General features: G+C 28.1%; 24 protein-coding genes. 2 read left to right on the top strand and 22 right to left on the bottom strand.

The features are described 5' to 3' along the window. The coding region (locus XO12_RS08595; protein ID WP_175420129.1) for an AAA family ATPase at positions 1-1,029 on the bottom strand (1,029 nt) is incomplete at its 3' end. Between the two features lie 799 nt (positions 1,030-1,828). Here XO12_RS08595 and XO12_RS08600 point away from each other — a divergent pair. Together XO12_RS08600 and XO12_RS08605 are read left to right on the top strand one after the other, a co-directional pair. Next, positions 1,829-4,000, top strand: a complete 2,172-nt coding sequence (locus XO12_RS08600) for a TIM-barrel domain-containing protein (RefSeq protein ID WP_047265858.1) — start codon at positions 1,829-1,831, stop codon at positions 3,998-4,000. 140 nt (positions 4,001-4,140) lie between these two features. Next, positions 4,141-4,806: a HesA/MoeB/ThiF family protein gene (locus XO12_RS08605; protein ID WP_052913194.1), complete on the top strand. Its 666-nt coding sequence runs from the start codon at positions 4,141-4,143 to the stop codon at positions 4,804-4,806. A gap of 148 nt (positions 4,807-4,954) precedes the next feature. Here XO12_RS08605 and XO12_RS08610 read toward each other — a convergent pair whose 3' ends face one another. The 21 genes from XO12_RS08610 to XO12_RS08710 all read right to left on the bottom strand — a co-directional run bounded on the left by XO12_RS08610 (position 4,955) and on the right by XO12_RS08710 (position 23,667). After that, positions 4,955-6,664 (bottom strand): NADH-dependent [FeFe] hydrogenase, group A6, encoded by a 1,710-nt coding sequence (locus tag XO12_RS08610; protein WP_047265856.1) that lies wholly within the window; start codon positions 6,662-6,664, stop codon positions 4,955-4,957. 46 nt (positions 6,665-6,710) lie between these two features. Beyond that, positions 6,711-7,919: an NADH-quinone oxidoreductase subunit F gene (locus XO12_RS08615; RefSeq protein ID WP_047265855.1), complete on the bottom strand. Its 1,209-nt coding sequence runs from the start codon at positions 7,917-7,919 to the stop codon at positions 6,711-6,713. A gap of 12 nt (positions 7,920-7,931) precedes the next feature. Continuing rightward, on the bottom strand, positions 7,932-8,351 hold the full coding sequence (nuoE, locus tag XO12_RS08620) for an NADH-quinone oxidoreductase subunit NuoE (protein WP_052913193.1): 420 nt from the start codon (positions 8,349-8,351) through the stop codon (positions 7,932-7,934). 224 nt (positions 8,352-8,575) lie between these two features. After that, positions 8,576-10,534: a peptidylprolyl isomerase gene (locus XO12_RS08625; RefSeq protein ID WP_047265853.1), complete on the bottom strand. Its 1,959-nt coding sequence runs from the start codon at positions 10,532-10,534 to the stop codon at positions 8,576-8,578. A gap of 75 nt (positions 10,535-10,609) precedes the next feature. Further along, entirely contained in the window at positions 10,610-11,584 is a 975-nt protein-coding gene (locus tag XO12_RS08630; protein ID WP_047265852.1) for a thiamine pyrophosphate-dependent enzyme, read from the bottom strand. A gap of 16 nt (positions 11,585-11,600) precedes the next feature. After that, on the bottom strand, positions 11,601-12,770 hold the full coding sequence (gene porA, locus XO12_RS08635; protein ID WP_047265851.1) for a pyruvate ferredoxin oxidoreductase: 1,170 nt from the start codon (positions 12,768-12,770) through the stop codon (positions 11,601-11,603). Positions 12,771-12,785: 15 nt separating this feature from the next. Further along, positions 12,786-13,094 carry a 4Fe-4S binding protein gene (locus XO12_RS08640; RefSeq protein WP_047265850.1) on the bottom strand — a complete coding sequence of 103 codons (309 nt, stop codon included), beginning with the start codon at positions 13,092-13,094 and terminating at the stop codon, positions 12,786-12,788. After that, on the bottom strand, positions 13,087-13,662 hold the full coding sequence (locus XO12_RS08645) for a 2-oxoacid:acceptor oxidoreductase family protein (protein WP_047265849.1): 576 nt from the start codon (positions 13,660-13,662) through the stop codon (positions 13,087-13,089). Before XO12_RS08645 ends, XO12_RS08640 begins: the two co-directional genes overlap by 8 nt. A 26-nt stretch (positions 13,663-13,688) precedes the next feature. Next, complete coding sequence (locus XO12_RS08650; RefSeq protein ID WP_047265848.1) at positions 13,689-15,278, bottom strand: glycoside hydrolase family 57 protein; 1,590 nt, start codon at positions 15,276-15,278, stop codon at positions 13,689-13,691. Then, the gene (locus tag XO12_RS08655) at positions 15,275-16,072 is read right to left on the bottom strand and encodes a DUF4912 domain-containing protein (protein ID WP_047265847.1); all 798 of its coding nucleotides are present in this window, start codon (positions 16,070-16,072) and stop codon (positions 15,275-15,277) included. Before XO12_RS08655 ends, XO12_RS08650 begins: the two co-directional genes overlap by 4 nt. Before the next feature lie 151 nt (positions 16,073-16,223). Next, entirely contained in the window at positions 16,224-16,838 is a 615-nt protein-coding gene (locus XO12_RS08660; RefSeq protein ID WP_047265846.1) for a ComF family protein, read from the bottom strand. Next, positions 16,825-18,099, bottom strand: a complete 1,275-nt coding sequence (locus XO12_RS08665; RefSeq protein WP_047265845.1) for a HEAT repeat domain-containing protein — start codon at positions 18,097-18,099, stop codon at positions 16,825-16,827. Before XO12_RS08665 ends, XO12_RS08660 begins: the two co-directional genes overlap by 14 nt. A 1-nt stretch (position 18,100) precedes the next feature. Then, positions 18,101-18,538 (bottom strand): hypothetical protein, encoded by a 438-nt coding sequence (locus tag XO12_RS08670; protein ID WP_175420130.1) that lies wholly within the window; start codon positions 18,536-18,538, stop codon positions 18,101-18,103. After that, on the bottom strand, positions 18,535-19,083 hold the full coding sequence (locus XO12_RS08675; RefSeq protein WP_047265843.1) for a hypothetical protein: 549 nt from the start codon (positions 19,081-19,083) through the stop codon (positions 18,535-18,537). Before XO12_RS08675 ends, XO12_RS08670 begins: the two co-directional genes overlap by 4 nt. Before the next feature lies 1 nt (position 19,084). Further along, positions 19,085-19,327, bottom strand: a complete 243-nt coding sequence (locus XO12_RS08680; protein ID WP_047265842.1) for a DNA-directed RNA polymerase subunit omega — start codon at positions 19,325-19,327, stop codon at positions 19,085-19,087. 2 nt (positions 19,328-19,329) lie between these two features. Next, positions 19,330-19,953 carry a guanylate kinase gene (gene gmk, locus XO12_RS08685; RefSeq protein ID WP_047265841.1) on the bottom strand — a complete coding sequence of 208 codons (624 nt, stop codon included), beginning with the start codon at positions 19,951-19,953 and terminating at the stop codon, positions 19,330-19,332. Then, on the bottom strand, positions 19,950-20,243 hold the full coding sequence (locus XO12_RS08690; protein ID WP_014297016.1) for a DUF370 domain-containing protein: 294 nt from the start codon (positions 20,241-20,243) through the stop codon (positions 19,950-19,952). Before XO12_RS08690 ends, gmk begins: the two co-directional genes overlap by 4 nt. Positions 20,244-20,302: 59 nt before the next feature. Then, a complete protein-coding gene (locus XO12_RS08695; protein WP_047265840.1) occupies positions 20,303-21,178 on the bottom strand; it encodes a YicC/YloC family endoribonuclease in 876 nt (291 codons plus the stop codon). A 58-nt stretch (positions 21,179-21,236) separates the two neighbouring features. Then, positions 21,237-22,568: a cell wall metabolism sensor histidine kinase WalK gene (locus XO12_RS08700; RefSeq protein ID WP_047265839.1), complete on the bottom strand. Its 1,332-nt coding sequence runs from the start codon at positions 22,566-22,568 to the stop codon at positions 21,237-21,239. Further along, on the bottom strand, positions 22,543-23,205 hold the full coding sequence (locus XO12_RS08705; RefSeq protein WP_047265838.1) for a response regulator transcription factor: 663 nt from the start codon (positions 23,203-23,205) through the stop codon (positions 22,543-22,545). The genes XO12_RS08700 and XO12_RS08705 overlap by 26 nt, the downstream gene beginning before the upstream one ends. Before the next feature lie 12 nt (positions 23,206-23,217). Further along, positions 23,218-23,667 carry a hypothetical protein gene (locus tag XO12_RS08710; protein WP_047265837.1) on the bottom strand — a complete coding sequence of 150 codons (450 nt, stop codon included), beginning with the start codon at positions 23,665-23,667 and terminating at the stop codon, positions 23,218-23,220. Positions 23,668-23,711 lie beyond the last annotated feature (44 nt).

The following is a 23,711-nucleotide window of genomic DNA, read 5'->3' on the forward strand; positions in this document are numbered from 1 at the left end:
CATTTCTGTTAGTTCCTTTTTGTTGTCTTTGTCTATTTTTACTCCAAGTAATTCTCCTAAGCTAAATAGATTCTGTACTTTTTTGTAATCACTCATTATGTTGTCATCTATTATTTTTTCTGGTGGTTTTTTTGTTCTTCCATATTGTATTATGAAATAAAATACCATATCTGGATTATATACTTTTGCTTTTACTTCTTTATTGAATCTATATCCATTATAATTTTCCTGCATTTCTTTTAATAATTTTTCTGAATATATGTCATAATATTCCAATAATTCTTTTACTTCTTCTTCTTTGAATCCAAGCATTTCATTGAATTCTGGTGCTAATGTTATATTCATTGTTATATTAAAACCACTGGTTAATGAGTCCAGCATTATTGGACTTACACCTGTCATGAATAGTCTTTCTATTATTGTTTCCGTTCCTTTTTTTATTTCTTCATAGAATTTCCTTACAAATCCATGTTTTGTTACGCTGTCTTTGAATAAATCAAGGTTAAAACTCAATAGTTCATTTGCAAAGTGATCATATTCATCTATTAATAAATATATTGGTTTATCTAATATATCAATTGCATTATTCAAAAAAGCTCTAAGTATATCTGCTGGTTCTATATATTCCTTTTCTATTTTTAATTTTACTTTATATCTATTGTTGAAATTTTCAAGCGAAACTATAATGTTATTTTTAAAACTATTTATTAATTTTTCTTTATTTTCTGTTTGTATTCCAGAAAAATTCATTTTTAAAATATAATAATTGTTTTTTAACGATGTTGGATTTTTTCCTATGTATAAGTTTTTAAATAATTCTTCAAATTTCTCTGCATAATTGATATCATAATACTTTGCAAGTGTATCTAAGAACAATGTTTTTCCAAATTTTCTTGGTCTTAAAAACACTATATTTTTTTCATTTAATGATTCTAATTTTTCTATATATTGTGTTCTATCTATGTAATAATAATTCTGCATTATTACTCTTTCAAAATTTTGTTCTCCATATGGTATTTTTTTTCTCATGGCTCACCTCCACATGACATACCTCCGGTAGGGATTAGGATTAAAATTTAATATTTTAAAATAAAAACATTTCAATATTTTCAAAGAAAATATTCACGCCTACGGCGGGTTATAGGTTTAAAATAGATATTAATAAAAAACAGATCTATATTTGCTTTGCAAATATTCACGCTACCGCGGGTAATTTGATGTCTATATCTATTATATCATAATTATTCTATCCCCATCTTTGTAATAATATTACAATGTCCAATTAGTAAAGCAAGCGAAAACTCGCAGATTGTCCGTACACGCTACCGCTGGTATTGGTTTAAATAATTTTGATTTTATAAAAAATTTCTGAGCTACCGCTCTCCTGCGGTGGGCTATTTGTTTAAATTTTTGTTTTCTATAAAATATTAAAAAAACTATTTATCTTAGATTTTTTATAAAAAATCTAAGCGTGAATGAAAGCCGTCAAAAAAACAGGATGTTTTTTTGAGTGAAACTTTTTCATGGATGAAAAATCGATGCGACGGCTGAGAATGAATAATTTTAAGGATTATTAATCGAGCTGTTTGAGTGAATTTGACTTTTTGGATAGTCTTTTAATATAAAAATATATTTGATTCATTTTTATAATTAAAATTATCAGGATAAAATTATTGATTTCTATTCATTTTTGTGATAAGATTGAATTGGGCACCCTTTCTCTTGTTTTTTGGTTCAAGTCAATGTTTTTGCATTGAATCAGGGTGTTCCTTTTTTTATTTGCAAATCTTAATGAAAAAGTATTTTTCTAACAAAAGGAGAGGATAAAATGAAAAAGGCAAAACTTTTAAATTTCACAACATTATACAGATTTGGAAATCCTTTTGAAACAGAAGCTGCTATTGTAGAAAAAAATAATTTGAATTTTGAAGAATCAAAAAACTTAGATTTTTTTGAATTAGAAGAAAATGAAAATCAAACAATTTTAAAACTTAATTTAGAAGATTCTGACAGAATTTATGGTTTAGGGCAAACATTAGGTGGATTAAATAAAAGAGGAAAGTTATACAGATTATACGCCACTGATGACCCTATACACACCCCTGAAAAAGAATCATTATATGGCTCACATCCATTTGTTATTATAGATGAAAAATTCGGTTTTTTTATTGACTATCCATCAGAAATAATTTTTGATATTGGTTATAATAAATTTGATTTAATGGAAATAACAATAAATTCAAAAGATTTTGATTTATACATATTTAACTCAAATAATAATTTAGAAGTAATACAGGAATATTTAAGATTAACAGGGGAACCATATATTCCACCAAAATGGGCCTTTGGTTATCAACAATGTAGATGGAGTTATCCAAATGCAGAAACTATCAAGGAAGTCGCAGAAAACTTTAGAAAAAAAGAAATACCTTGCGATGCAATATATATGGATATAGACTATATGAAAAATTACAAAGTATTCACTATAGATGAGGAAAAATTCCCAAATTTCCCAAATTTTGTTAAAGAAATGAATGCAAACGGTTTCAAGCTTATACCAATAATAGACCCTGGTGTAAAAATTGAAGAAGATTATAATATCTATGAAGAAGGGATTAAAAATGAATATTTTTGTAAAGATATCAACGGAAATTATTTTGTTGCAACGGTTTGGCCAGGACACACACATTTTCCGGATTTTTTAAATCCAGATGTTAGAAAATGGTGGGGAGAAAAATATAAAATATTTACAGATCTTGGAATTACTGGTTTTTGGAATGACATGAATGAACCTTCAATCTTTTTCGTTCCGAAATCATTGAAAAATTATCTTAAAAAGATCAATAAAATGCTAAACAAAGAAATAGGATTAGAATTTTTTATAATAAAAGATGAAGTAAATAAATTATCAAATAATAGAGAATATTATAAAAGCTTTTATCACGAAACACCGCAGGGAAACTACTCAAATGAAAAATTGCATAATTTATATGGTTATTATATGACAAAGGCTACAGTTGAAGGATTTGAAAAACTCATACCAAATAAACGCTATTTGTTATTGTCAAGAAGTAGTTATGCAGGACATCATAGAATCGCAACAATATGGATGGGAGATAATATGTCCTGGTGGGAACACATGCTTGTGAACATAAGAATGCTCATTTCACTTAATATGGCAGGATTTTTCTATACTGGTGCTGATATTGGTGGATTTGGAAGCAATTCATCACCAGAACTTGTTATAAGATGGATGCAATTGGGAATATTTTCCCCATTATACAGAAATCATTCTGCATTAGGAACAAGAAACCAAGAACCCTGGGCATTTGATGGAAAAATCGAAGAAATATTAAAAAATATTATAAGATTAAGATACGGTTTAATTCCTTATTTATATTCTGAATTTTTTAATTCAATTGAAAATTTAAAGCCCTTTATCTCTCCTTTATTCTTATATTTTAATGATGAATTGTCAAAAGATATTGAGGATCAATTTATGGTTGGAAATTCATTAATGGCAGCCCCTGTAATACAGCCAAATGCAAAAGGTAGATTTGTTTATTTGCCAGAAAAGAAATGGTTATATTGGAAAGCATCTAAATTAAATGAACGAAAAATAAAAATTTTTAAACCTGGAACACATTATGTAGAAGCAAAATTAAATGAAATTCCTATATTTATAAAAGAAAATTCATTAATCATATTGAATGAAGACAGTGTTAATTATGTGAATGAAAAAGCTATAAAGGAGTTAACTGTAATAGGATTAGTCACCGATAAAGCTGAATTTACATATTTTGAAGATGATGGAGAAACATATGATTTTAAAAATGGGAAGTATGCTAAAATTAAACTATTAGTTATAAAAAATGAAGAAGATTTTGATTTTGAAGTTGAAAAAGATGAAAATGAAAATTACAATTTAACAATTGAAAAAATTAGATTTGAAATATATGATGGGAATGGAGAAAAATTCATATATACTTTAAAAATATAAATAAAGAATTCTTTTAAAAAGCTTTTTTAATCAAAAAAATTATTACTTTATCATTTTTGGTTGAAAGATTTATGAAAATGTGGTAAAATTAAAGCAAAGGCAATTTTGAAACTCTTTTCCTATAACAGGTGGTGGTTAATATGGAAAGATATTCAAGACATAAAAACTTATATAATAATTTTGAAAAAATTAGAAATTCAAAGGTTTTGGTAGCAGGTGCTGGTGGATTGGGTAGCAATGTTTTAATGAATCTTTCAAGATTGGGTATTGGAGAAATACATATTTTCGATTCTGGTATTTTAGATATGCCAGATCTTAATAGACAAATATTATACGATATTGAAGATCTGGGAAAGAAAAAAGTTTTTGTGGCAAAAGAAAAATTAACAAAAATTAATCCTGATATTGAAATACATATTCATGATGAAAAAATAGAAGAAAATACTATATTGCCTTCTGTAGATATTGCAATAGATTGTTTTGATAATTTTGAAAGCCGAAAAATTTTAGATAAAAAAATACATGAAATTAATATTCCTCTTATTCATGGAGGCGTAGAAAGATTTTTTGGCCAGGTAACGGATATTATACCAGGAAAAACAAAATCGTTAAGAGAAATACTGGGAAATATTGAAGATTCAAAAGAAATAAAATTAGTAGTTCCATATTCAGTATCAATAATCGCATCTTTACAGGTCAATGAAGCAATAAAAATATTACTTGGTGATTATAAAAATGCTCTTATTAACAAAATGCTTATAATGGATTTGACTTTTAATTCTTTTGATATAATTGATCTAAACTAAAAAAGATTCTTTTTAAAGTCACTTTATGAAAAGTCCATATTTTTCACGTGAATATAGTATTAAAATATGATTTAATAAGATTTTCAAATATTTTTGAAAAAAACAAAAAAACTCCGGAGAATTCCGGAGTTTTTTGAATTAAATAGTATTAATTTCGTGCTATATAATGTGTATGTAAATAATGATGTGCAATTTCACTATTTGGTTCTTTGAGAAATTCTTTATATAGCTCTTTTACTGCAGGATTTTCATGCGATTTTCTCAATTTCGAATCATAGTCAATTTCATAAATTGATTCCATTCTCTTTAATAAAACCTCTTCGTTTGTTGGTATTGGTTGTCCTCCTCCACCAATACAACCTCCAGGACAAGCCATAAATTCAACAAAATGATATTCAACTTCACCATTTTTAATTTTTTCAAGTAATTTTCTTGCCGCTCCAAGGGTATTTACAACCGCAACTTTAATTGTTTTCCCATTAATTTCAACTTCAGCTTCTTTTACCTTTGTTAAACCTCTCACGCTAACAAAATCTAATTTTTCCAATTCTTTTCCTGTCAATATCTCATATGCTGTTCTTAAAGCTGCTTCCATAACTCCACCTGATGCGCCAAAAATAACACCTGCTCCAGTTGATATTCCAAATGGATTATCATACTCTTCCTCAGGTAAATTTCTAAAATCAATTCCAGATTCTTTTATCATTTTTGCTAATTCTCTTGTTGTCAGCACAAAATCAACATCTCCTGCAAGCTCTGGCCTATTCATTTCATATTTTTTGGCTGTACATGGCATTATTGAAACAACTACTAATTTCTCTTTTGGTACTCCTAATTTTTTTGCATAATAATGTTTTGCAACTGCACCAAACATTTGTTGTGGTGATTTGGCAGTTGAAAGGTTAGGAAGATATTCAGGATAATTATGTTCAATAAATTTGATCCATCCGGGACTACATGATGTAAATAACGGCAATTTCCCACCTTCTTTAAACCTATGGATAAATTCCGTTCCTTCTTCTACTATAGTTAAATCTGCTGTAAAATTAGTATCAAATACCCTGTCAAATCCAAGAAGTCTTAATGCCGATACCATTTTACCTGTAGAAATTGTTCCAGGTTCCATACCAAAAGGTTCTCCAAGGGCTACTCTTACAGCAGGTGCTGTTTGTACTACTGTAATTTTATCAGGATCATTTAAAGCCTTCCACACACCATCAATATGGTATACTTCATGTAAAGCTCCTGTAGGACAATTCATAACACATTGACCACAATTTGTACAATCAACATTCCCCATACCCTCGTCTAAGAAAGTGGTTACTATTGTATTAGGTCCTCTATTTGCAAATGTGAAAATATTAACTCCTTGTATATTAGAACAAGCTCTTATACATCTTCCACAAACTATACATTTTGTAGGTTCTCTAACTATTGAAAAACTTGAAAAATCAGATGGCAAATTTTTTTCCACAGGTGGAATATCTATTTTTGTAACTCCAATTTCTTCCGCTATAATTTTTAACTCACATGTTGTTGAACGAGGACAGGTTAAACAGTTTAATTCACAGCTTATCCCATGTGAAGCAACTATTAATTGCATTATTGTTTTTCTAACTTTTCTTACTTTTTCAGAATGTGTTTTTATTTTCATACCATCACTTATATTAACAGCACACGATGGAACAAGTGTCTTTGACCCTTCAACTTCAACTACACACAATCTACATCCACCATATGGTTCCATATTTTCTATATAACATAATGTTGGAATTTTTATATTAGCTTTTTTAACCGCTTCAAGTATAGTAATATTTTCAGGCATATCATATTCTCTATTATTAATAGTGATTTTCATAATAACACCTCCGGTGTGATTAACTTTTTTTATTTTTTATTAAAAATCATTTTACTTCTTCATAAAAATATTTCTCCAAAACTGAATAAATAAAATTAACTGATGATTGTCCAAAACCGCACCTTGCTGCAAGCATTATCGATTCTTTTAAATCACCTATTATCTTTTTGTATTCTTCTTTATATCCCTTTCTTTTCATTTTTAATAATATTTCTCTTATATTTCTATTTCCCTCTCTACACGGAAAACAAGTTCCACATGTTTCTTTTACAAAGAATTCAGAAACATTTAATAATATATCCAGTAAATCATGTTTTTTTGAAACTACTATCATCCCACCAGAACCTATAGATGAACCGGATTTTTCCAAGTCTTCATAAGTATATAATACATCTAATTCTTCGTCCTTTAAAATAGATGTTGCTATTCCACCAGGAACTACAAAATTAATTTCATCTTTTGAACCACCCGCTAATTCAATAATATCTTTTACGGTCATACTACCAAATTCGATTTCATATACATCTGGTAATTTAACATCACCATTTATAGAAACTAATTTTGTTCCGCGACTTTTTTCTGTTCCAAGTTTTGAATATATATTATCTTCATATTTCATAATTTCAGCCACAGCAGTCAATGTCTCTACATTATTTACTACAGTTGGTTTATCAAATAAACCTTTTTGAACAGGATATGGCGGTTTTATCCTTGAAAATCCTCTTTTCCCTTCTATAGAATTTATTAATGATGTTTCATCTCCACATACATATGCCCCAGCACCTTTTATCAATTTTAATTCAAAATCAAAACCACTACCCAATATATCTTTACCTAACAACCCTCTATGATAGGCATCTTTTATTGTTTTTTCAAAAATTTCTATAGCATTTGAATATTCACCCCTAATATAAATGTAGCCATAATTTGCCTTAACTGTATATGCTGCTATTATTATGCCCTCCAAAACTTTAAATGGCATATTTTCAAGAAGAAACCTATCCTTAAACGTTCCTGGTTCTCCTTCATCTGCATTACATATTAAAAATTTCACATCACTTTTTTGAGAAAGTGCAAATTGCCATTTTTTCCCAGTTGGAAAACCAGCCCCACCTCTTCCTCTTAATCCTGATTCGGTTATTTTTTTCACAATATTTTCTGAATCTAATTTTAATGAATTTTTCAACCCAATAAATTCATAATTTTCCATTGTTTTATCAAGATCCGATTTTAAAAATATTTTTTCTTTTATCATAACTTCACCACCTTATATACATTCTTTTAAAATTGAAATGGCCTGTTGAGGTGTAAGTTTAGTATAGATTTTATTATTTACTAACATTACAGGCCCTTCACCACAATGCCCCAAACATTCCACAACTTCAAGAGTAAATTTTTTATCCGAAGTAGTTTCTCCCGAGTCTATTCCTAAAAATTCTTTTATAGTTTCAACAACATCCTCGGCACTATTGAGATGACATGAAAGACTATTACAAACACGTATGATATATCTTCCTCTTGGTTCAACATGAAACATTGAATAAAAAGAAATTACACCATACAATTGCGACTTTGGTATTTTTTTTGCTTTAGCAATTCTAATAATCTGTTCTTCTGGAATATATCCATAAGTATCTTGAATATCGTGGAGTTCTTCTAATAATGTTTTTTCATAAAACTTTTCCACTGTATTCACCCCCTTATTTTTATATTACCACTTTATTAAAAATATAACAAATATATTTATAGTTAATAAAAGGAAACTACAAGCGATTATAGTTATTAATGTTTTATTAAAGTGGTTTTTTTTATTTTGTTAATAATTATTAAAAATTACAACTTATCTTTCTACATACATAAATAACAAAAACAGGAGAGCATTAGCTCTCCTGTTAAATTTAAAATTATATACTATTTACTTGTTTCTGTCGCATTTTGAGACTCGTATTCTTTTTCTGCATCTTCTATCATTTTGTCTATACCTGGATATTTTGGATCTAATTTCTTAATCTCTTCTAAATATCCTATTTTTGAGAATGTATTTTGACTGAATGTATCATTGAAATCTATTAATGTTTCAAGTGCCTCTATTCTTGTTTCTGTTGATGCTTTAGAAAATGCTATTCTATTTAAATTAAAATTAATCTCTTTTAGCTGTTGTCCAAAATATTGGAACATCGCATTTGCATCTATATATCGTAAATATTGTTTATATGTATCAATTTTGTTTTCAGAATATTTTAATGCTACTTCGTAATTCTCTGGTGCTTCTTGATAATAGAACTCAACTGTTTTGTTTGAACTCGGATATTCTGCAAATAATTCGTCTAATACTTTTATTCTTTTAGCTTTTAAAACTTCCATTTCTTTTTGTAATTTTACTTTGTTTTCTGCTATTTCCGAATCTGTATAATCTTTTAACTCTTCTTTTATTTCTAAGAAATCTTTAGCATCTTCATATTTAAATCTTTCTTTTAATAATTTTGTATATTCTTCACCCTGTACATTTTTCATTTTTTCACTTAATTCATTATATTTTTTATTTATTTCATCTAATCCTAATTTTAAAATCTCTGGATCAACTGAATCTTTTAATGTTAGGTATTTTGTGAATTTGTCTAACTTTTGATTTAATATATCTTTTAATAGATTTGTTGCATTTATATATATAGCTTCTTCATTTGTGGATGCATCCACTGCAAGTTCATCATTTTCAAATATATATTGCTCTAATGATTTTATAAATTCACGAATTTTTTGTTCATCTTTTGATTCACTCAAAACAACGTATTCATCATATAATTTTAAATCTTCATCTAAGTATTCTAATCCCAATTTTTCATTTTCTTTATATTCTTTTACCCATGTAATAAACTTTTCATCTTTTAATTTCTTTTCTATTTCACTATAAATTTCCGGAAATTTATTCATTATATCTTCTGGATTATTAAATACTTTTTTATCCTGCACTCTTATTATATGATATCCATAGTTGGTTTTTACAGGCCCAACTAATTCACCCACTGTTGCATTAAATGAAGCATCTTCAAACTCTTTCACCATTGTATTATGTTTAAACCATCCTAATTCTCCTCCACTTGTTGCATTTGATGTATCTTTCGAGTATTTAGATGCTGCATCTTCAAAAGTTATTTCTTTATTTTCTATCATTTGTTTTATTTTATTGGCTGTAGCTTCATCAGAAACCAATATATGTTGTGCTTTTATTTCTTCATATTGTTTTTTCAAATCCTCAAAATTATCTTTTAAATATTTTAACCCTTCTTCTTTTGATACTTTTGAAACCTCATTTTTCACTCTGTCTATTATTAGTTGTATCCTGTAAGCATTCTTATAATTTGCTTTTATTATATTTCTTAAATTATCTTCAGATTTATAATAATCTAAATATTTTTTCCATGTATCCTGATTCTCTTTTAACTTTGCTATCTGGTCATCTATAAATTTATTAAATTCAGTTTCAACTTCTTTATCCGTCGGTGCTAAATTGTTTTTATCTGCATAATATTCTATGACTTTTATATCAAATAATTTTTTTACCGCACTATATGATAAGGTTAATTCATCAAATACCGGATCCAATTTTTGTCCATAAGCTGTATACTGTTGTCTCATTTGATTTACTTCATCATTAATTTCATAACTCATTATCCAATATGGATAATCTAATTCTGTACCGTCTTTTGTTAAAACTGCTGTTGCATTGTCTTTTGATGGTGTATTGGAACTCGCTTTTGCTTTTGATGCTCCCAAATATGCTGCAATTGACCACCAGACTATTCCTGCAGTAAATAATACTACAATCACTATAACTATAGCCTTTTCCCATTTAACAAACCAATCTCTCATCTATAAACCCCCTCTATTCCTGCATGTTATTATAATAGCCTAAAAACCGGGGGCTAGCCCCGGTTTTTATTTTTATTATCTTAGGTACATATCTTTTGTTGCTTCTTCAAATTTTAACAATCTTTCCCATCTTGTATCAACATATTTTTGCATTTCTTCTATCATTTCCATATATTCTGGATGTTGAAGAGCTTTTCTAAATCTTCCTATTGACCTGATATATTCTTCGATTGGCTTAAAGTTTCTCGGTTTTCTTGTTATTTTATAAACTCCTCTGTCAATTTCATATAATGGCCAGTACTTTGTTTCAACAGCTAATTTGGTTATAGCTGGACCATCACTTTCAGGAATTCTCCAGAATCTTACACATGGAGCCAATACTGCTATAAATGCTGGACCTTCATGTTTTAATCCTTTTTCAACCTTTGCCATAAAATCAAAAGGATCTGATGTGGATGCAGTTGCAGCATAAACATTTTCATGAGCTCCAATTATTTCTACTATGTTCTTTTTAAACATTACTTTTCCTGTTTTTACTTTTCCAATTGGTTCTGTTGTTGCATCTGCACCTGGAGGTGTTGAACCTGATCTCTGGTTTCCTGTGTTCATATATCCTTCATTATCATATAAAATGTATAAGAAATCGTGACCTCTTTCAATTGCTCCTGATAATGATTGAAGACCTATATCATATGTTCCTCCGTCTCCACCAAATGCGATAAATTTAATAGGTTTATCTGTCTTTAGTCTTCCTCTATTTTTTAATGATCTATATGCTGCTTCAGCACCGGAAATTGTTGCTGCTACGTTTTCAAATGCATTATGTATATATGGTATATTCCATGCTGTAAATGGATATATTGTTGTTGAAACTTCCAAACATCCAGTTGCGGCACCAACTACAGGTTCGTATCCTAAAGCTTTTGCAGTCATTGTTGCCCATTTTGCTACCATTGGTGCATTACATCCCGGACATAATCTATGACCTTGAGTAAATGGCCAATCTTCTTTATCTACCAAATTAATTAATTGTTTCATATTTACAGGCACTATTGTTCACCTCCAATTATTCTTTTAAGCCAAGATATCTTTCATCATTTGGATCTAATTCACCTTTAATTGCTTCTTCGAATGGAATATGTAACATCGCTGGTGTTACATCTCTTCCACCCAATCCATATACGTATGAACCTATCATTGGTTTTTCTTTTGCTTCATATAATGCTGATTTTATTAATGAATATAATGGAGCTTCTTTACCAAATGACATAGCTCTATCAAGAACAACTACTGCTTTTCTTCCATCAAGAACTGATAAAATTTCCTTTTTAGGGAATGGTGTAAATACCCATGGTTTTACCAATCCTGCTTTTATGCCTTTTTCTCTTAATTCATCAACTACATATTTTGCTGTTGAAGCTGCCGAATTTAATACAACCATTACATATTCAGCATCGTCCATTCTATATAAATCAAGGAAATCATATTTTCTTCCTGATATTTTTTCATATTCTGCAAATACTTCTGGTAATGCTTTATAAGCATTTTTCAAACCTTCCTGTTGTTGTCTATGATGTTCAAAATAATAGTCAAACAAGTCCAATGGACCGTGTGTAATCGGATTATCAATGTCCAATAATGGATATTTAGGTTCCCATAATCCAACAAAATTCTTTACAGCTTCATCATCTAAAATTTCTACTCCTTCAACACCATGTGATGTAATAAATCCATCTAAATTTACCATGGCCGGAGTTAATACTTCTTCTCTTTCAGCTAATTTAGTTGCTATAATTGTCATATCATAAGCTTCTTGAGAATTTTCTGCAAATAATTGTATCCATCCTGCATCTCTTACAGCATATGCATCTGAGTGATCACCATGTATATTTATAGGTCCTGATAATGCTCTATTTACAATTGGCATTACAATTGGCAATCTCATTGATGCTGCAATATAAACTATTTCAAACATTAAAGCTAATCCATTTGCAGCTGTTGCTGTCATTGTTCTTGCTCCAGCAGCAGCTGAACCAACAACCGCACTCATTGCTGAGTGTTCTGATTCAACAGGTACCATTACGGTATCTACTGCACCATCAGCTACAAATTGTGCGAAATATTCAACTATTGGAGTCTGTGGTGTTATTGGATATGCAGCCACAACATCAGGATTTATCTGTCTCATTGCATGAGCTACTGCAGCTGCACCAGTTATTGCTAACTTTGTAGGCATTTATATTCAACCTCCTTATTTTAAAAATTCCGTTTCAGGTTTCATTTCAATTGCATTTACAGGACATACCTTTGCACATGTTCCACAACCTTTACAATAATTATAATCAAACCCTATCATTTCTGTTTTTCCATCTTCTTTTACTTTTCCTTCAATTGCCATATCTGGACAATATAACCAGCATTGCATACAATTAATACATGCATCTTTATTCACAATTGGTCTCATTATTCTCCATGTACCTGTATTATATTCTCTTGCTGTAGCTGGTTTATCAATAACTCCTGCAATTGGCATTTCTTTCCAGCTATCGTATTTAGGCATTACCTTTCACCTCCTGATAACCCCTTTCAACTGCTCTGATGTTTGCTTCAACTACTTCTGGTGCAAATTTTTTCTCAAATGTTTTCTTAACCTTTGCTTTTACTACATCTAAAGGAACTATATTTGTTAATTTTACTAAAGCACCTATCATAACTGTGTTAGGAATTCCTCTTTTTATCTCTTCTAAAGCTATATCTGTTGCTGGTATTGTATATATTTTACCACTAAATCCTGTTCTTTCTTTAACTTCTTCAGGTGATAAAACTGTGTTTACTAACATTATTTTATCCTCTGACAATCCAGCTGTTAATTCTGGCAATCCCAACATAGTATCGTCAAAAATAACAACAACATCAGGATTTTCAATTCCACTTCTTATTCTAATAGGAACATCTGCTATTCTGTTGAAAGCTTTCATTGGAGCTCCTGACCTTTCTGCTCCGTATTCGGGGAATGCTGTTGAATATTTTCCTGCCTCAACAGCTGCTTCAGTCAAAAATTGTGAAGCACTTTTTGCACCCTGTCCAGCTCTTCCATGCCATCTGATTTCAAAATATTTTTCTGGCACTCTTATGCCCTCCTTTCAGATATTGATTACATAGTAACATCATTATAATCAATGTTCTCAAAAATTTTATCCACCCACATATAATATTTTAACTTATTTTTTTCAATTTTTCCACTCTCAAGCATTGCATTAAGTTCAAAAAAACGTTTCACATGTGTTTTTATTCTGTTAACGGCATACTCTACGGTTGTACCAGAACTAATAATAAATACCCAATCACTTGATTGTGCCAACATTAGCTCTTTTATCATTAAAGATATTATATTTTTTTCTACATCGCTATATTTTTTATTCATTTTCACCTTTAATATTTCAATCATTTCATAAATTGCAGGATATATCCAATCGTTATTTCCATTTATCCATTCTTCAAAAAAACCATTTATTCCCCACGTTGATCTTGAAGGATTTACAATCTGTACTTCTTCAACCCTCTTTAAAATATTTTTTGGATTTTCCAGTTTCAATTCTTCTGTATTATATACCTTTTCTATTACTTTTTCTAAAAACATAATTCCTTCATACCACCAATGACCAAAAAATTCTGTATCAAAAGCATATACCATTGTCGGTTCTAAATCTGGATATTCCACATTTAACTCCTTTAATTGCTTTAATCTTTTTTGAACAAAATCTTCTGCATTACTTTTTACTGCTGTATAGGCTTCATCTATATCATATAACATTTTATCAAATAGTTCTTTGTCCTTACCTGTTATTTTATGATATTTTATTCCTGTATTACATCTAACACCACTTTTATCTATATAATCTTTTATATATTCATATTCTCTATCAAAACCTATGTCCCGATAAAATTCTCTGTATCTGGGATCATTTAAATATCCAAACTCTGTGTCAAAAATTTCTATATTATTGTCTTTATCTCTTGAAAATACAAAAATACTTGAATTCGTTATGACTGGATTATATACATTATATATTGGATATGGATTACCATATATTAACCCATTTTTTTCAACAAAGGTGTATTCAATTTCGTATTGATTTAAATATATATCTAAACCTTCATAATATCCAAGTTCCGGGAGCCAAAAACCTTTTGGATAAAAACCAAAAGCTTTTTTGAATGTTTCTAAACCATATTTTATTTGAAGCTTTACTATTTCAGGATATTCAGAATATATCGGTAAAACCGCATGCGTCGCAGATGTTGTTATTAATTCCAGATAACCTTTTTCATAATACTCTTTAAATGCATCTAATATATTTTTATTATACATCTTTTCGAATATTTCTAATATTTCTTTAAAGTTATTTTTATAATAATCTGCCATTTTGTGTTTTATTAATTCTTCATCTTTGGTTCTTTCATATTCTTTTTCTGATAATTCTATAATTTTTTTTAGATATCTAACATATTTTTCCTGCAAATCCATACTATTTAACATTTCAATTAAAGTAGGAGAAAAACTCATTACTAATTTAAATTTTATACCTTTTTTTTCAAGATTTTGAAAAACTCTAATCAGTGGAATATACGTTTCTGTTATTGCTTCAAATAACCATCTTTCTTCCATAAATTCTTCATAATCAGGATGTCTAACATATGGCAAATGCGAATGAAGTACAAATATTATATTCCCATTATTCATTTTTTTATCCCCCTATTTAAAGAATAAAGATTCCATACAAATGAACCGCCACCGGATATAGGAGGTCTATTTCCTAATTGAGGCAATACCATATTATTACTCGACAATCCAGGGATTTTTTCAACTATATTTATATTTATCTTTTTTTTCAATTTTCTTTTTTTGTTCGTTTTAGGATTATATATGACCACATTTTCCGCAATATTTATATTTTCTGATGGCATTATCAACCTATTACTTCTAATCAAAGCATTAAAATTTTTTATTTCATCTAAATATCCAATTTCCGCGATATATTCAGCATTTGATCCTGGAATAAAAAAGTAATAACTTTTATATTCTCTCAAATTATCTAAAGATTCATAAATTCTATTTGCTTCATCTATCGCGAAATCTTTATTTGTTACATCATAAAATCTCATTACGATTTTTGAACTTTCAGGTATTTTATCTATTTTTTGTATCATTTCCTTGGAAAAATTCCAAACTGCATATATCCAATTTGCATTAACACTATTTATTATAAAAATGTTTTCATTTAACATTTCTTGATTGTTTTTTATCAGATCAATACCATTAATATGGGGTATTTGATACGATAATTGGTTTGAAGTATCTGTTATCAACCCCTCTTCCTTTAACTGCAACAACTTATTTTTTATTACTTTTATAATATCTTTTTTTCTCATTGATCTCTTTAATTTAATCCCCATATTTTTAGCTATATTTCTTAATTCTTGAATGCTTGGTTCTTCACTCTCCAATAATCTGGATAGTTTTTTGTCTATTATCATTATTTAACCCCCATTTTTATACATAATTTAAATTTCCAACCCTTTAAATTGTATCATATATTTTTTTTTAGCAAACAGGAATAATATAAAGCATTCTCTATGTAACCCATTTTATTCATAAATAATAACGAGATACTAAATTTATTAAAGATTATTGCTTTTTTACATTCCTGCAAAGAACTATGGTAATAACATTGCCATCTAAATTTTTAATAGCCTCATTAACAGTAGCTCCTGTGGTATATACATCATCTATTAATAGATAATTTTTTTCATCTTTTTTTTCAAATATGAATTTATTTTTTACCTGTTTTATTCTTTGATAATAATTTAATGCTTCTATTTGAGTTTTTGTATATCCTTTTTGTATTTTTAAATTATGATTCAATTTAAATCCCGTTAATTTAGAGAATTCTTTTGATATTAAATATACAGGGTTGTATCCTCTTATTTTTAAATGTTTTTTTATGGAAGGTATATAGACAATTTCAGGAAATTCATAAAAATCAATATTATAATATTTATATGTTTTATATAATAATTTTGAGAAAATTTTCGCTAAATGTATATTTTGTTTAAATTTAAATTCTTTTATCAAAGAAGATAACGGTTTCTCATAAACGCCTGCAAAATAAATAATATTATCATTTTCTATAAAAGAAGGGTGAAAAAGCGAGTCTTCACAAGACTCGCATATTATTTTATTTGGTAAAATATCTTTTTTGCAAATTTTACATTTATTTCCAAAAATTTCATTCAAGAACATTTGGCATTACCTCTGGGTTTAATTTCAGCAAAGTTGTAAGAGCTGTTAATTTCAATGTTCCATTTTCAGCTTCATCTTTTAAAATATTAAAAGGCGTTTCCCAAAAATTATTAGCTTTTAAAACTTTTAATATACTTAAGGCATTCTTTCTTAAATTTACTGGAAATTTTTTATTTTCAGCAATTTTAGATACTTCCATTAAAAATTGTTCAGCCTTTAATTTCTTTATTATCTGTAATGCATAATTCTTTCTTTTTACTGATACTGATTCTAAAAATTCTGGAACTTTTTCAAGTAATGTATAATCCAAAAAATGCAAAAGATAATTCACCGGACCATTTAACAACTCATCTTCGACTACCTCTAACAATTCTCTCGCATAATCAACATATCCCATATCATCTTTTTCTGCAGCTAATTTAAATCCAAAATTTTTAATTTTTGTTATTTCACTGTCGATAAATTTCTCTATAGCAAAATCGGGAATTATATCATTTCCACAGATTTTTTTACCTCTGTTCACCAATTCAAATAACAATTCTATATTTGTTTCGTCTTCAATATTTTTAGTAAAAAACGTCTTCGATATTTCACAGGGTAAGCCAGATATATATTTTATTAAAATTATTTTTATTGTTTTATCTGCCTCTTTATAAATATTGCTAAATGTATTATATACAGTTACCGAATCATTTGATTCAAAATAACGCTTTAATATTAATTTTTTTAAGTTTAAAGGTACATCATTTGACAAAACAACTTCGCTAATATTTTCTGTTATATTCAATAATATTTTTATCTGAGGATTTGTTTCACCTATAAATTTTTCCTTCATTTTATCCAAATCTTCGGGATAAAATTCTATAAAAGAGCTTATTAATTGAAAACGCACTTTAAAATCCGGATCTTTTGCAAGTGGATATATATATTCAAAATTCTCACAACCAAGAGAAAGATATAATTTAACGGCTTCTTTTCTGATTGTTGATGAAACATCCTTGAATAATTCTTTTAATATTTCGCAATCCAATCTTCCCATTTTTTCAAGATATTTCAGTGCAGAAATTCTTACATCAGGACTATTGTCTTCAAGCATTTCGTGAATATGTGTAACTTCAACTTTTTGTTTTAATAATTCCTGAATAGATTTTGCTTTTACAGTCGACACTCTGGAGTCCAGAAGTTCAAGATATAACCTCATATTATCCTGCCTTATTTTTTCCTGAAGTATTTTATAAGCTTCTATTATTGGGTTTGCCATTTTACCACTCCCTGGAATATATATTTAAATTATATTCTTCAAAATTAAATTCTAAAAAACTTCCTATTTTATTTATATCAATTTCTTTACCTGTATATAGATATTCATATGTCTTCTTATTATAAACGTCTATATACACTAATTTTAAATAATTAGATATTTTCTCAAGCTGAGCTTTCTCTCCATTTTTTCGTTCAAATTCAAAGTATTTTTTGTATCCAGCATCTTTAAAGGTAACTGTATCTACTTTTATATCATCACGAAAAAATCGAAAAAGATTTATAATGGAATTTTCTACATTTATTTTGTTAAATTCCATCTCTAACACGTTATTAAACATAATAATTGTCCTTGCAAACAGGGCAAGGCCAATTATTGATATTATAGATATCGCTATCATTGAAAATAACGTTTCAATCATTAAAAAGCCTTTTTTCATTTTATTGGCTCCGAAAAATATAATGAAAAATCTTTTCTACCATTTAAAAATCGAAACTCTATTTTCAAATCATCTATAAAATCTTCTGGTGGAGGTACTATGTAGGTTATTTTAAAAAACATATAATCACTCAAATTATTAGAATATTCTTTTTGAGATAATGGATATCCAAACCCAAATTTTAAAGCTAAATTTTTAATACTCAAATTCAAACCAGAATACATCAAAAATATACTTCTATTCTGCGTTGCTTCATCTGTTATTCTATCATTAAACCATGCTATACCAAAATTTACATAGCTATTATCATTTATCTTTAATATTGAAGTACTTACATCCATTATTGTTATAAAACTAAAATTCGGTGTAGAAACATATGTTATATCACTTGAAAACGCAAAATTCTCTTCTTCAAGCCCCAATCTTAAAGCCATGTTCCAATTATTCTCACCAGTTAAAAAGGACATTCCTATATCGAAATTAACAGAAAAAAACACAGCATTTATCAATATAAATAATAATATAATTATATAGTTTTTTTTCAAACTATTTCACCTCAGGTTTATACTCTTCCAGTTTATCTTTGTTTTTTAATCTCACATGACCTTTTTCAATTTCTTTAAAAGCTATAGTAACAAAATTGTTATCAGCTGTTTTTACAAGAGGCTTTGAAGTTGAATCAAACCCTTCTTCTTTTAATATCTGGACTCTTTTTGCTACCATTATTGGAACAACATATTTAAATCCTACTTTATTCATGATTTTATCATAATTAAAATCCATCGACATTCCTATTCCTCCTCAATCTTAAAAAATGAATACTTTCCTAAATGTTCTGTAACCCTTTCTGTTTTTATCTGTTCTGCTATAAATATCGCTATTAACTGATTTATAGCTTCATTTAAATCCTCGTTTACTATTAAATAATCGAATTCATTTATTTTAGATAACTCCCATTTAGCATCGGCCAATCTTATTTTTAAATCTTTTTCTTTTTCTGTTCCTCTATTCATTAATCTTTTTTTCAACTCTGAATATGAAGGAGGGGCTATAAAAATTAATACAGTTTCCTTAGGCATTTTTTTCACTACATTTAAAGCTCCCTGAACGTCTATATCCAGAACTATATTAAATCCTTCGTTTATTTTTTTTTCTATATATTTTTTTGAAGTACCATATTTATGTCCATGTACATTGGCATACTCTAAAAATTCATCTTTTTCAACCATTTCATTAAATGTATTTTCATCTACAAAAAAATAATCCTTTCCATCTGTTTCTCCTGGCCTCGCTGGTCTTGTGGTATATGAAACCGAAAAGGAAAAGCCTTCTAATTTTGCCATAGCTCTTTTAATAATCGAAGATTTACCCACACCACTTGGCCCACTGACAACGTAAAGAATTCCTTTTGTCATTTAGAATATACCTCTCTCCTTATTTTTTCAAGGGCACTTTCTACATCATAAAAATTCTGCATAAATCTTCCACTTATAGTTTCAGGTTGAATAGCACTTAAGATTATATGATTGCTATCAGTTATAACTATAGCTCTTGTTTTTCTTCCATATGTTGCGTCTATTAATTTCCCCTCTTCTTTTGCTATATCCTTTAATCTTTTCAATGGTGAAGATTCTGGATTGACAATTGCTATTACTCTATCTCCAATTACAACATTACCAAACCCAATATTTATTAAACCGTACACAACTTACACCTCCGATATAATTTATATTAATTAGTAAATATTTTTTTATAAATGTATTTTTAATGGATATTTTGAACCTGCTCTTTTATTTTATTTACATGTAATCTCCCATCAATGGATAAAGCCGTTATTTCTTTTAATTTTGATTTAGATGCAATTGTATTGAATTCTCTATGCATTTCCTGAGCTAAAAAGTCTAGATTTTGCCCTACTACTTCAAGATCTGAAGATATTAATTCTCTGAATTTTTTCACATGCATATTTAACCTATCTATTTCTTCTGTTATATCTCCTCTTTCTAAAATAAGAGCTATTTCATATTCAAGCCTTTCCTTATTATATTCTATTTCCAGATCTAGATCTTTTAAGGATTCATTTAATTTTTCTTTATAATAATCTTTCATCTTTGAAGAATATCTTTTTATTTCAGAAGTTATTTCTTCTATTTTATCTATATATGTTATTAAAACTTTCTTTATTTTTTCCCCTTCAGACTTTTGAACTTCAAGAGTTTTTTCTATACTCTTTAAAACAGCTTTCTCAAGACCACTCCATATTATTTCCAGATCATTTTCTTCGATAGAATATCTCATTATTTCCTTGAATCTTATTAGAAGTTCTAAATTTGGCAAATCATTTAAATGAAGATAACTGGCAAGATCATTTAATGCATCAAAATAAGATTTAGCAAGGGCCTTATCTATTTTTATTATATCTTTTGGTTGTAAAAGTCTGATATCTATATAAATATTTAATGACCCTCTTTTAAAATATTTTTTTAGCAAATCATTTATTTTTAACTCCAGTGAAGAGTATATCCATGGTAAATTAACCTTTATATTTAAATGTTTTCCATTTAAAGATTTAATTTCAACAGTATAACTATAATTACCTATATTTTCCTCTATTCTCCCATAACCTGTCATACTTCTCATATTTTCACCTCTTCTTATTATATTATTATACACCAAATTTCTTAAAAAATCAAAATATTTAAGAAAATTTAATCTTAAATGTACTTCCTTTACCCATATCGCTCATAACTTCTATTTTTACATTAATTTTTTCACTTATTCTCCTTGCAATAGATAACCCTAATCCAAACCCTTTTACAGCTCTGGATTTATCTGCTTTATAAAATCTTTCAAAAATTTTTGGTATTTCATCCTTTTCTATCCCAGGTCCTTTATCAATCACTTCTATTGAATCTTCTGATATTTTGACAATAACCTCATTTTCGTTATTTAATTTTGTATATTTTATTGCGTTTTCGAGAATAATCTTTAATAGAATACCTAAGTATTCTTTGTTAGTCTCAATATTGATATCTTTTAGTTCAGCTTTTATATCAACATCTTCATTTTTATACATACTTATCACTTTTTCAACTATTTCTTTTAAATTTACATATTCGAATTTTATTTCTTCTTCAACTTTTGTCAGTAATAATAAGTTTTCAATCATCTCTTTAAGATAGTTGGATGATTCTTTTATATTTTCTATAGATTCCAATAATACTTTTTCATCCTGTTTTCCCCATCTTTCAATTAACTTTATATATCCTATTATGGAAGTAAGAGGTGTTCTTAATTCATGCGACACATCAGAAACAAATTGTTTCTGAAGTTCATACCCTTTATTTATCTTTTCTAACATCTCATTTATATTTTCTGTTAATTTATGAAATTCTATGAATTTTTGTTCTGGAATTCTCTTATCAAGTGTTTCAACATTAATTTCTGCTATTTCCTCAGATATTTTCAACAAAGGTTTTAACGATTTTTTTGCAAAATAATATGATATGATGAAAGAAATTAATATACTAATAAGACTCAAACCAAGAGCTAATGAATTAAACGTGTTTATAACCGCAGTATATTCTAAAGACGGACCACCCATAATCAATTCAGAATCGTTAAATATCTTAGTTCTAATAAATATATAATATATTCCGTCTTTTTCGTATGTTGCATAATTTTTCTTTAAATTATAGATTTTTTCATCCACAATATTATACGGATCATTTAATATTATTCCATCAAGTATAACAACTTTATTTGAAATAATGCTTCTCTTTAACCTTTCAGTATCTTTTAGCATATTCCCCATCATATTTCCTATAGCCCTCCCCATAATATGGGTAGGTTCCGAAATTTTTTCAACCTGCTGTTTCAAGATTATTGCATAAGACTTTATAGACATTTTTTCAACAAAATATCTCATTGAAAATATGACTGTTAATAAAATTATTATTATAACCGTTGTATATATTACAGTTAAATTTACAACAACACTTTTTTTACTCTTCTTTGAAAACGTATCCAACACCTCTCACAGTTTTTATTTTTTTCCCTTCATTGCCGAGTTTTTTTCTTAAATAATTAATATATACTTCTACCAGATTTATATTTTCTGGATCGTCATATCCCCAGATTTCTTCAAGTAATTTTTCTTTTGATATTACACTATTTCTGTTTACAAGCAAATATCTTAACAAATTAAATTCTGTTAATGTAAGATTAATCTCTTTTCCTTTTACTTTAACTTCCATTTTTTCTGAATCCAGCTCTATATTTGATACACTTAACACTTCATGTTTTCCAAGCCTTCTTAGTAGAGCTTCTATTCTTGCCAATAACTCTTCTATTTCAAAAGGCTTCACAACATAATCATCTGCTCCAGTTTTTAAACCCTCTATTCTTGATTTTAAATCTCCTTTTGCTGTAAGCATTATTATTCCAACATTGTGGTCATAATTTCTTATAGAATCTGCAATTTCCATACCATCCATCCCTGGTAACATCAAATCCAGAATGATTATATCAGGTTTAAATTGCTCATATTTTTCCAATCCTTCATTACCATCATTAGCAACATCAACCTTGAACCCCTCATGTTTGAGTTCTAATTCCAAAAGTCTCGAAATACTTTTATCATCTTCTATTATTAATATTTTAAACATACTTACCCCTTCTTAATACGTAAAACCTATATATATTTCTTTTAACGTTGTTTCTAATATCATATATCCCCCAAGTCCCTCTACAAAGAATTTTATTCCATATTTAGTGGAAAAATCCAGGTCTGATGAAATTGGTTGTTCTATAATTATTGAGGCCTCTCTTTTTCCAAATGTAGCCATTACAGAAAATTTTGTCTTATAATCAAGAGTATCAACAATAGTGCTAAAATCAAAAGTTCCCTTTAAATCATATAAGTAATACTTTATAAATGGAAAATAAAATCCGGAATCAAACCCATATTTTAAACTTGAAAAATCTTCAAAGGATAATATCGCATCAAATCGTCCTGTTATATCATTTAATGTTGGAATTACTATATCCAAAGAAAAAACAGACTTTGCTGCATTTACTACATTTAACATTAAAATTACAATTGCAAAAATTAAAAATACCTTTTTCATCTTTTTACCCCCTTTATGCTATAATATTATTTGTTATACAACAA

The organism is Marinitoga sp. 1154 (assembly GCF_013363285.1).
Classification (GTDB): Bacteria; Thermotogota; Thermotogae; order Petrotogales; family Petrotogaceae; genus Marinitoga.